Source organism: Nitrosovibrio sp. Nv6, from assembly GCF_900110495.1.
In the GTDB taxonomy this organism is placed as follows: domain Bacteria; phylum Pseudomonadota; class Gammaproteobacteria; order Burkholderiales; family Nitrosomonadaceae; genus Nitrosospira.
The window spans coordinates 842,445-854,700 of sequence record NZ_FODX01000001.1; the positions used below are offsets into that span (position 1 = coordinate 842,445).

Annotated in this window: 2 protein-coding genes; both read right to left on the minus strand. The window is 57.3% G+C overall.

What is annotated here, in order from left to right; translation table 11 throughout:
* Nucleotides 1-25: 25 nt before the first annotated feature.
* The gene (locus BMX66_RS04080; RefSeq protein WP_090878606.1) at nt 26-8,812 is read right to left on the minus strand and encodes a non-ribosomal peptide synthetase; all 8,787 of its coding nucleotides are present in this window, start codon (nt 8,810-8,812) and stop codon (nt 26-28) included.
* Entirely contained in the window at nt 8,813-12,187 is a 3,375-nt protein-coding gene (locus tag BMX66_RS04085; RefSeq protein ID WP_090878608.1) for a non-ribosomal peptide synthetase, read from the minus strand.
* Nucleotides 12,188-12,256: the final 69 nt, after the last annotated feature.

The following is a 12,256-nucleotide window of genomic DNA, read 5'->3' on the forward strand; positions in this document are numbered from 1 at the left end:
TCTTCTGGCCACCGGTTGCGCTGAATTAGAGGGCCATTTCCCTCTCCATTGGTGTGTGCAGCAAATCTTCTAATGCAGACTCAACCCCTACCAGCAAGGCGTTATGACGCACGATGGCGAAATGATCAGCATCCACTTCGATCGATTGCAATTTATCCTGGTCTATTTGCAAGGCAAGTGCCAGCCGATCCGACAATGTACGTTCCGCCACCCACCAGCAAACAGGTTGCACTTGTAGAGGATTCAGGACTGCCGCTTGCCAAGCCAAGGCTTTCAATCGACGCGTTACAATAAAAATTTGCGCCAACTGCTCTGCTCCCATATCAGCGTAGCCAGGAGTCCGCGCACCGCTTGTCTGCTCGCGCTTACGCATCTGCTCGGCTGAAATCAAATGCTCCAGCAGGCTAATAATTGTCTTCTCTGATTCTACGCCCCACGATCCAGCTTTCATGACATCTCCCGGCTTGCTGCCCGGAATGACTACCGAAAGAAACTCCAGAAAATCCGCTTGCCAATCATCGTTGCCTCGCTCCGCATTACCAGGAATAAAAGAATCAACCAGGCCGAGGAATGAGACCGGTTGCGCATCCGCCTCAAGGAAAGCCGCTATCATGGCTGCAAGGGTGCCGCCGAGGGACCAGCCTAGCAGGTGGTATGGACCTTCAGGCTGGATGCGTCGAATCATTTGACAATAATCGGCCGCCATTTGATCGAGAGAAATGTCACGGTGCGCGGGATCAGTAAGCATACGGGAGGGTAGCCCATACACATCCCACTTTCCCTGCAAATGTCGTGCTAATGGCTGGTAGTCAAATACTGTGCCTGATCCTCCATGGATGCAGAATAACGATCTGGTTTTTGTTTTCTTATGAGGAAGGTTCAATGTCAAGGGCATGTATGGCCCGTTTTGATTTTGCGGTTCCAACTGGAGCAATGTGGCAATGGTAGGCCGCTCCATCAGATCACGAATTTTGAAGTTGAATTTGATGCTTCCCAGACTGCTCATCCGCGACATTACTTTCAGGCACAATAACGAATCTCCTCCCAGAGCGAAAAAATTGTCCGTTTCCCCTACTCGCTCTATGCCTAGAACTTCCTGCCAGATTTCAGCCAACAACCTGCCTTCCTCAGTGGATGGAGGTACATACGTTCCCATCCCGGTATTATCGGAGTCAGGCAAGGCCTTGCGGTCCACCTTGCCGCTCGGGTTGAGCGGCAGACGCTCCAGCACCACAATCGCGGAAGGTAGCATGTAGTCAGGCAAAGCCTTGGCCAGGGCTTCGCGCAGTCGCGCAACCTCCACTTCTGCACCTGTGTGAAAGGAAACATAGGCAATGAGCCTTGCTCCGCCTGTTGCACCTTGCCCTTCCCGCGCAACCACCACCGCTTCCCTGACTTCAGGCTGAGCCAGCAATTGCGTTTCAATCTCGCCCAGCTCGATCCGGAATCCCCGTATCTTGACCTGGTGATCCAGCCGTCCCAGGTATTCGATCTGTCCATCCGCGCGCCACCGTGCCAAATCTCCTGTGCGGTAGAGACGTCCTCCTCTCTCATCGAAGGGATCAGCAATGAAACGTTCCGCTGTCAGCCCGCCGCGGTTGAGATAGCCGCGTGCCAACCCAGCGCCGCCAAGATACAGCTCTCCAGCCACCCCCTGAGGAACCGGACTGAGGTTCGCGTCAAGGATGTACGCTGTCCTGTCGCCGACAGGACAGCCGATCGGCAGGTAGGCGCACTCGAAGCGCGTTCCAGGATAAGCTTTCGAAATGAGCGGTGTGATAACGGCTTCCGTCGGCCCATACCCGTTGATGATACGGGGAGGTCGCAGCGTCTCCTGGATGAATTCGAAGCTCGCTCGGCTCGTCGCTTCCCCACCTACGATATAGAAACGGATCGGCAGATTTCGACCCGCACTACCCATCAGTTCGGCAAGCTGATGCAGATAGCTCGGCATGAAACAGGCGATGGTGATGCCATGCCTTGCGATTTCGGCAGCCGTCCGATCCACCGGCCAAAGCTCGTTATCGCGCGGCATCAGGCCCGAGCCGAAAGCCAGGGGGACCAATGAGCGCTCGTGCGCGCCGTCGAAATTGATCGAGGCAAATTGCAGCTCCCGGTCAGCCGGGCCCATGCCATAAGTTTCGCCTATCGCCTGCACATGCATTGCGAGAGGGCCATGCGCCACGCCCACGCCTTTTGGTTTTCCGGTGGAGCCGGAGGTATAGATGACATAGGCGAGGTTTTCACCATGCAGGCAGACTTGAGGGTTCCCTTCAGGCTCATCCTCGAGATCGAGCACATCCAGTTCCAGCACCTGGCACCTGGACGAATGCGGAATGCGGGATTGAATATGGCTTTGCGTCAAGAGCAGTTCAATGGCGCTGTCCGCTACCATGTGGGCTAGCCGCTCCTGCGGATACTCGGGATCCAGCGGCACGTACGCCCCGCCTGATTTCAGGACGGCAAGCAGCCCAACCACCATGTCGATGGAGCGCTCCACCGCAATGCCAACCCTGGTCTCGGGCTCAACCCCTAATCCAATCAGCCGGTGCGCCAGCCGGTTTGCCCGCCGGTTCAACTCCGCATAGCTCAGTTCGGTATCCCCAAAGATCAGCGCAACCCCTTCCGGACGCGCTTCTACCTGACGCTCGATCAGCCTGTGTACAGGCTCTGTATTGCCGTAGCGCTTTTCATTGATGCCCCACGCCTTAAGCTGCGCTCGCTCGCCTTCACTCAGTATGTCAATGTCGCCAAGACGCTTCGCCGAGCCAGTCAAATCATCCGCAACCTCCCCCAGCAACTTGATAACATGCGTAGCGATAGAACTTACCAAATCCGCGGAAAAATGGTTGCTAGCGTAGATATATTCGAGGTATAGAGTATCGCTTTGCATCACCGATACTGTTATCGGATAATTTGTCGCCTCCCTGCTTCTGACTTCCGAGAAGGCAAGCCCCCCGCGGGCGGATTGCTGCAAGGCCTCGTCTATTGGATAGTTCTCGAACACCAGAATGGTGTCGAATAATCCCTGACCGCTTTGCCCCAGCCAGCGTTGGATTTCATACAAGGGCGTATGCTCGTGTTCTCGGGAGGCGAGATTCTGCGCTTGCAGATCGCGCAACCAACCACCTATCTCTTGCTCCGGCTTAAGCATAACGACCACTGGCAGCGTATTGATGAATAGCCCCAGCGTGCGCTCCGCTCCCGCCAAATCTGCAGGTCTACCAGCCACGGTGGCGCCAAAGACAACAATTTGCTTCCCGGTATACCGATTAAGCAAAATTGCCCAGACTGCTTGTATCAGGGTGTTGAGCGTAACGCGCTCGCGCCTTGCGAACCGAATTAACCTCTCGGTAAGAGCCGGCTCCAGTTCACTGATATGCTTCCCATGGCTCGAATCATCGGAAAGCACAGGTACCAGGCCGGCCAATCGGGTCGCATCGACGCCATCCAGCCGCTCCCTCCAGTATGCTTCCGACGCCTTCGTATCGCGGCCCAGGAACCATTCGATAAAACTCCTGTAGCGGAGCCGGCTTCCGGATTCCTGTGCCTGCAGGGCGTTGCCTCCATGTTGCCGGACGACTTCCCCCATCAGTTGTGCGATGCTCCACCCATCAAGCAGCAGGTGATGGACTGTCCAGATGAGGTGATATCTATCCTCCGCCAACCGCACTAGCGTGAGGCGCATAAGCGGCGGCTTCGCAAGATCAAAACCTGAAGCGTGCTCCGATTGCGCCAGTTCATCAAGCTCACGCTCCTGATCCTCACGTACGTATTCAGCCTGATCGGACCAGTCATATACTCTAAACGGCAACCCGACGGACTTGGCAACCCATTGCAAGGGCTTGCCATCCTGAACGACAAAACCTGTACGCAATACTTCATGACGCTCCAGTGCCCTCTGCCATGCCGATTTGAACCGTGCTACGTCCAAACCCTCGATGTCAGCTCTCAACTGGTTAAGATAAACGCGGCTGTTCATATCCAGTACGGCGTGGAACAGCATCCCCGTTTGCATCGGAGAAAGCGGATAAAGGTCTTCAAGTTGCGCTGGGGGTATCGGCAAACCGTCCAGCTCCTGCTGGGTTATACCCGCCAGGGGGAAATCCGATGGGGTAACATTGTGGATACCGCTGGTGCAATGGGCAATCAGCGTTTCAAGCTCGGTGCGATAGACGTTGATAAGCGCTTCGATAGTTCGCTTGTGGTAGCGCCTCTCGCTATAGCTTACCGTGAGCCATAGCTCACCCTCGTACACATGCCCGTTTATGGAAATATCGTGACTGAGGGGCGCATTTTCATTGGTCAAATCCCCTGCCGGCTCGGTCGCCAGCGTCCACAGGCCGCTTTCGTCGAAACTTGCATCGAGCTGCCCCAGGTAGTTGAACACGATTTCAGGTTTGGACAGCGATGCCATAGCTTCACGCTGTTCGGGTGTTCCATGGTATTTGAATAGCCCGTAGCCCAGTCCTTTATTCGGAATTCTCCGCAGGTTTTCCTTGATGCACTTGATTCTCTTATCCAGATCGCCGGCTGGATCGAGCATCACCGGATAAAGGCTGGTAAACCAGCCGACCGTTTGCGAAAGGTCGATATCGTATAAATCTTCCCGTCCATGGCCTTCCAGGTCGATCAGAATTCTCTTGTGGCCACTCCACCGGCAGAGGGCGCTTCCCAACGCGGTGAGCAACAGGTCGTTCACCTGGGTACGATACGCTGCGGGCGCCTGCTTAAGCAAGGCCCGGGTCTGCGCGCGGCCTAGCTTGAGTATCGCACTGGACTGATGGCGAGCGATGCTGGCGCCATAAGGATTGTCGCAAGGCAGCGAGGCAGGCACCCCCGCCAGCCCCCGCCAGTAAACCAGCTCTTCTGCATGTTCGTACGCGTAAGCCTGCAATCGCTGTGTCCAGTCCTCATAGCTGCCGGTTTTTCCCATTAGAGTAATCGGATTACTGTCGTGGGCCTGCCGGTAAACACTCTGCAAATCTTCAAGCAGGACGCGCCAGGAAACGCCGTCGATCACCAAGTGATGGATGACCAACAGCAAGCGTTGACTACCATCCGCGATATGGACAAGCAAGGCACGCAGCAGCGGGCCTTCTGCGAGATTCAGGCTCCGCTGGGCCTCGTTGTATAACGCCTCCAGATCCGTTTCAGTCACGGCCTTCCGGACCCACAGCAAATCACCTGGGACCGATTTCCCACAAAACTGCTGCCAGTCGCCACTCGCATTTTTCACATAGCGAAAGCGGAGCGCCTCATGATGATGTACGACGGCTTCCAATGCTTGTGCAAGATGGACAGGGTCTAAAGGCTCTCGGCTTTTCAGCAGTGCGCCCTGGTTCCAGTGATTTCGTGCTGGAATTTTCTGTTCGAAGAATTCGGCCTGAATCGGGAGCAGCGGTATGGAGCCATCCCCGGTTTCTTTATTCGTGCCTGCATTTATTCCTTCCTTCCGTCGCACAACCGAGGCTACATTTGGATTTGCGGTTGCAGTTGCCGATGATGCCTTGAGCGATGTCGCGGCGCTCGCGAGTTCCGCGACGGTCTGCCGTTCGAACAATTGGCGGGGTGTGATCTTCCAGCCGGCCCGTCGCACTTTGGTGACAATCTGAAGGCTGAGAATGGAATCCCCCCCCAGCTCAAAGAAATTGTCGTGCCGTCCCACCTGTCCCACTCCCAGCACCTGCCCCCAGATGCCAGCCAGCACTTCCTCCACTTCCCCTTGCGGCGCCTCATAATTATCCGTATTGACGAATTCCGGCTCAGGCAAGGCCTTGCGGTCCACCTTGCCGCTCGGGTTGAGCGGCAGACGCTCCAGCACCACAATCGCGGAAGGTAGCATGTAGTCAGGCAAAGCCTTGGCCAGGGCTTCGCGCAGTCGCGCAACCTCCACTTCTGCACCTGTGTGAAAGGAAACATAGGCAATGAGCCTTGCTCCGCCTGTTGCACCTTGCCCTTCCCGCGCAACCACCACCGCTTCCCTGACTTCAGGCTGAGCCAGCAATTGCGTTTCAATCTCGCCCAGCTCGATCCGGAATCCCCGTATCTTGACCTGGTGATCCAGCCGTCCCAGGTATTCGATCTGTCCATCCGCGCGCCACCGTGCCAAATCTCCTGTGCGGTAGAGACGTCCTCCTCTCTCATCGAAGGGATCAGCAATGAAACGTTCCGCTGTCAGCCCGCCGCGGTTGAGATAGCCGCGTGCCAACCCAGCGCCGCCAAGATACAGCTCTCCAGCCACCCCCTGAGGAACCGGACTGAGGTTCGCGTCAAGGATGTACGCTGTCCTGTCGCCGACAGGACAGCCGATCGGCAGGTAGGCGCACTCGAAGCGCGTTCCAGGATAAGCTTTCGAAATGAGCGGTGTGATAACGGCTTCCGTCGGCCCATACCCGTTGATGATACGGGGAGGTCGCAGCGTCTCCTGGATGAATTCGAAGCTCGCTCGGCTCGTCGCTTCCCCACCTACGATATAGAAACGGATCGGCAGATTTCGACCCGCACTACCCATCAGTTCGGCAAGCTGATGCAGATAGCTCGGCATGAAACAGGCGATGGTGATGCCATGCCTTGCGATTTCGGCAGCCGTCCGATCCACCGGCCAAAGCTCGTTATCGCGCGGCATCAGGCCCGAGCCGAAAGCCAGGGGGACCAATGAGCGCTCGTGCGCGCCGTCGAAATTGATCGAGGCAAATTGCAGCTCCCGGTCAGCCGGGCCCATGCCATAAGTTTCGCCTATCGCCTGCACATGCATTGCGAGAGGGCCATGCGCCACGCCCACGCCTTTTGGTTTTCCGGTGGAGCCGGAGGTATAGATGACATAGGCGAGGTTTTCACCATGCAGGCAGACTTGAGGGTTCCCTTCAGGCTCATCCTCGAGATCGAGCACATCCAGTTCCAGCACCTGGCACCTGGACGAATGCGGAATGCGGGATTGAATATGGCTTTGCGTCAAGAGCAGTTCAATGGCGCTGTCCGCTACCATGTGGGCTAGCCGCTCCTGCGGATACTCGGGATCCAGCGGCACGTACGCCCCGCCTGATTTCAGGACGGCAAGCAGCCCAACCACCATGTCGATGGAGCGCTCCACCGCAATGCCAACCCTGGTCTCGGGCTCAACCCCTAATCCAATCAGCCGGTGCGCCAGCCGGTTTGCCCGCCGGTTCAACTCCGCATAGCTCAGTTCGGTATCCCCAAAGATCAGCGCAACCCCTTCCGGACGCGCTTCTACCTGACGCTCGATCAGCCTGTGTACAGGCTCTGTATTGCCGTAGCGCTTTTCATTGATGCCCCACGCCTTAAGCTGCGCTCGCTCGCCTTCACTCAGTATGTCAATGTCGCCAAGGCTCTGTTCAGGGTGCTCGGCCAGTTGCTGAAGAAGATGAAGGTAATGCCCGCCCAGCCGCTCGATGGTGGCAGGCTCAAACAGCTCAGACGCATAGGTGAAGGTCGCCTCCAACCTTCCGTCCGGCTGCTCAGCAGTGTCCAGGGTCAATTCGAACTGGGCCGCCTGCTCACTCAGTTCATGATTTTCCACCATGAGTCCGGGTAATTGCTCAAGCGCCCGGTAGTCTTCGCGCAAGTGGTTGTACATGACCTGAAACAGCGGATTCTGATTCAGGTTGCGTTCAGGCTGCAGTGCTTCAACCAGTTGCTCGAATGGCAGGTCCTGATGGGTCTGGGCGCCAAGCGCGGCTTCACGGGTCTGGTCGAGCACCGCCTTCAAGGGCATGCGCCCGTCAATATGGTTGCGCAATACCTGCGTGTTTACGAAGAAACCTACTATGTTTTCTATTTCAACCCGGTGACGGTTGGCAATGGGCACGCCCACACGGATATCCTGCTGCCCGGTATAGCGGTGCAGCAAGGCCTGGAAACCCGCCAGCAATGCCATGAAGAGCGTTGCCCCCTGGCTTTGGGCCCGACGCTGCAAACGCGTAACCAGTCCGGCCGGTAGCATAAACGTATGGCGTGTAGCCCGGTAGCTGGCGTTGGATGGCCGCGGGTAATCGGTGGGAATCTGTAGTACCGGATGTTCTTCCCCTAACTGGCTGCGCCAATAGGCAAGCTGGCGCTCTTTTTCTCCCGCTTCCAGCCAGTTGCGCTGCCATATCGCATAATCGGCGTACTGGATCGGCAGCGCCGGTAAGGAAGGTTCTTGTTCTTGTCCCCGTTCTTGTTGCGCGCGCGCCCCTGTTCGTGCTCTGTACTGGGCGGCAAATTCGTCAATGACGATGTGATTGGACCAGGCATCCGATATGATGTGGTGCATCACCACCACAAGAAGGTGTTCTTCCGGCGCTATCCGGATAAGGGCTAGCCTGAGCAGCGGACCTTGTGTCAGGTCAAATGGGGTGGCGCTTATCCGGCTGGCTTCTTCGTGCGCGCGTGCCGCGCCTTGCTCCCTCGGCAAACTTGAGAAGTCAATCAGCGGAATATCGAGCTTGGGTTCGTCTTCAATGATCTGCTCGGGCATCCCTTCCGCATTGGCACAGAATACCGTGCGCAGCGATTCATGCCGCCTTCCCAATGCCTCAAAACTCGAACGCAACGCGTCAATGTCCAGCTTTCCTACCAGCCGCAATCCACCACTCAGGTGATAAGCCGTGCCCAAGGGCTCCAACTGCCATAAAAACCAGTGCCGTTGCTGAGCGTAGGAGAGAATCCGCCGGTTTCCCGCTTTTTGCGGGACAATGGGAAGAAGAGAAAAATCAAATCCCCGTTTTTTCAGCGCACTCAGGAATTCTTTCTGCTTCTCCGGAGCAAGGGCCGCAAACCGCTCGGCAATATCCTGCTTATTCAATTCCATTCAGCTCTCCAGTAAATCGAGTAATTCCGACATCCCCAGCAGCTCAGCATGTTCGGCAGATTCGTCCGATATCAAAGAACATTTCTCCCCTACGGCCGCGGCAATATCTTTCAGCACGGGATTTTCGAAATGCAGGCGCAAAGGCAGTGAAACGGACAAGGTCTGTTGCAGCTTCTGTTGAACTTGCAGGATCGCAAGCGAATGGCCGCCCAGCTCGAAGAAGTTATTATTCCGCCCGACTTGCCCGATGCCGAGTACACCGGCCCAGATGGCGGCCAGCGCTTCTTCCACTTCACCTTCGGGCGCCTCGTAATTGCCGGAATTGCCCATGGTGGCAAATTCCGGCTCGGGCAACGCCTTGCGATCGACCTTGCCGTTCGGATTCAGCGGCAGACTCTCCAGCACTACGATCGCTGAGGGAATCATGTAGTCCGGCAGCGCCTTGACGAGCGCTTCACGCAAGGCCATTACTTCCACTCCGGCGTCTGCATGCAGGGACAGATAGGCCACCAGCCGTGCTCCGCCTGGTCCTTCCGACGCAACCACGACAGCTTCCCTGACCCCGGGCTGCAAAAGCAACTGGGCCTCGATTTCGCCCAGTTCGATGCGAAAACCCCGGATCTTGACCTGATGGTCCAAGCGTCCCAAATACTCGATCTGTCCATCTTCACGCCATTTCGCCAGGTCGCCCGTGCGATACAGCCGGCCTCCCCCTTCATCAAAGGGATCGGCTATGAAACGCTCTGCTGTCAAGTCCCCCCGGTTGAGGTAGCCACGGGCCAGCAGATCTCCTCCTATGCATAGTTCGCCCGGAACGCCGGGTGCGACAGGAGCGAGATTCGTATCCAGTAAATGGATACGGCGTGCGGCCAGCGGTCTTCCGATAGACACTTGCGCAGATATCGCGCCCTCATCCACCTGGTAATCACCGCAATCCGACACGGTGGCTGTCACGATTGCCTCGGTCGGACCATAGGTATTCAACAGGGTAACTGCGCTGAATCCCGCCTGATGCCAGGCTTTGATACCCTCCAGCGACATCGCCTCACCGCCTGCGTGAACCTGGCGCAATAAGCCATAGTCCCGAGGTCCCAGCCGTGCAAAATCCTGCACCAGCAGAAACCAGTATGCCGTGGTCAGATCGGCCACCGTTATCCGTTTATCAATCAGCTCGCGGTAAAAGGTATCGCTATCCCATAGCATGGGGCCGCGCAGGACGATGGCCGCACCGGCGCACAAGGGCGGAAAAAGCTGCTCGATAAAGCCATCAAAGTTGATGGTGGAAAACTGCAGCATCCGATCCGTGGGAGTCAGGCCAAAAAAGTCGACCGCTATCTGGGCATGTTCGGCCAGGGCATGATGAGGCACGCCCACGCCTTTTGGCTTCCCGGTAGAGCCGGAGGTATAGATGACATAGACGAGGTTATCGCCATGCAGGTTGACGGCGAGGTCATGTTCCGGCTCCTCATCGAGATTGAGTCTGTCCAGTTCCAACACTACGCAGTGCGCCGGATGGGGAACCCCCACCCGGATATAGCTTTGCGTCAACAGCAATCCAATGGAGCTGTCTGTCGCCATGTAATTCAGGCGCGCCTGCGGATACTCGGGGTCCAGCGGAACATAGGCTCCGCCCGCCTTGAGAATCGCCAGCAGCCCCACGATCATGTCGATGGAGCGCTCCACCGCAATACCCACCCTGGTCTCTGGCTCAACGCCGAGCGCAATCAACCGGTGCGCCAGCCGGTTTGCCCGCCGGTTCAACTCGGCATAGCTCAGTTTAATATCCCCAAAGATCAGCGCGACCGCTTCGGGACGCGCTTGCACCTGCCGCTCGATCAGGCGATGCACAGGCTCGGTATTGCCGTAGCGCTCTTCATTGACGCCCCAGGCTCTAAGCTGGGTCCGCTCGGCTTCGCTGAGAATATCAATGTCGCCCAGGCTGCGTTCGGGATACTCGGCCAGTTGCCCAAGGAGATGAAGATAATGCTCGCCCAGTCGTCTGATGGTGCCCGGCTCGAACAACTCGGCGGCATAGGTCAAGGTCGCCTCAAGCTGGCCGTCCGGCTGCTCGACAGTGTCCAGGGTTAATTCGAACTGGGCCGTCTGCTCACCCAGTTCATGGTTTTCCACCATGAGTCCGGGTAATTGCTCCAGTGCCCGGTAGTCCTCGCGCAGGTGGTTGTACATGACCTGAAACAGCGGGTTCTGATTCAGGTTGCGCTCAGGTTGCAGTGCTTCGACCAGTTGCTCGAATGGCAGGTCCTGATGGGTCTGGGCGCCAAGCGCCGCTTCACGGGCATGATCGAGAATGGCCCTGAGCGGCATGCGCCCGTCGATACGGTTGCGCAGCACCTGGGTATTTATGAAGAAGCCGACTATGTTCTCTATTTCAACCCGGTGGCGGTTGGCAATCGGTACGCCGACGCGAATATCCTTTTGTCCGGTATAGCGGTGCAGCAAGGCCTGGAAACCCGCCAGCAATGCCATGAAGAGGGTCGCGCCCTGGCTTTGGGCTTGGCGCTGCAGGCGAGCAACCAGCGAGGCTGGTAACACAAAAGCATGGCGAGCGGCGCGATAATCCGCTTTGGATGGCCGGGGATAATCGGTGGGAAGCTGCAATACCGGGTGTTCTTGTCCCAATTGATTGCGCCAGTAGGCCAGTTGCCTCTCTTTTTCTCCCGCTTCCAGCCAGTTGCGCTGCCATAGCGCATAATCGGCATACTGAATCGGAAGGGGGGGAAGAGAAGGTTCCTGCCCCCCTGCTTTTGCGCGGTATCCGGCGGCAAACTCGTCAATGACGATGCGATTGGACCAGGCGTCCGATATGATGTGATGCATTACCACGACGAGCAAGTGCTCTTCCGGCGCAACCCGGATGAGTACGACCCGCAGCAGCGGACCTTGTGTGAGATCAAACGGCGTGGCGCTTATCCGGCTGGCTTCCGCATGCGCGCGCGCCGTGCGTTGCCCAGCAGGCACACCGGAGAAGTCAATTACCGGAATATCCAGCTTACCTGCCGCCGCAATGATCTGCTCGGGCAGCCCTTCCGCATTGGCCCGGAAACTTGTGCGCAGCGATTCGTGCCGCGCGACCAGCGCCTGAAAGCTCGAACGCAGGGCTTCCATATTCAGCTTGCCGGCCAAACGCAATCCGCCGCTCAGGTGATACGCTGTGCTCAACGGCTCCAGCTGCCATAAAAACCAGTGACGCTGCTGGGCATAGGAGAGCGGCGCGGGCTGCGAGGATGGCCGGCGAGAAATGGCCAGTTCATGCCTTACCGGAGCATTGGCGGCTGCCAGGCGCTGCGCCAGCCTGTCCCGCTGCTCTGGAGTCAGGCGCGCACGCCTCTGCGCAAGATCGCCACTATTCGACATAAGCAGCTTTCCTGAACGAACACATGGTTATGACAAATTGCGACGGGATTACTGATACGAGACAAACCG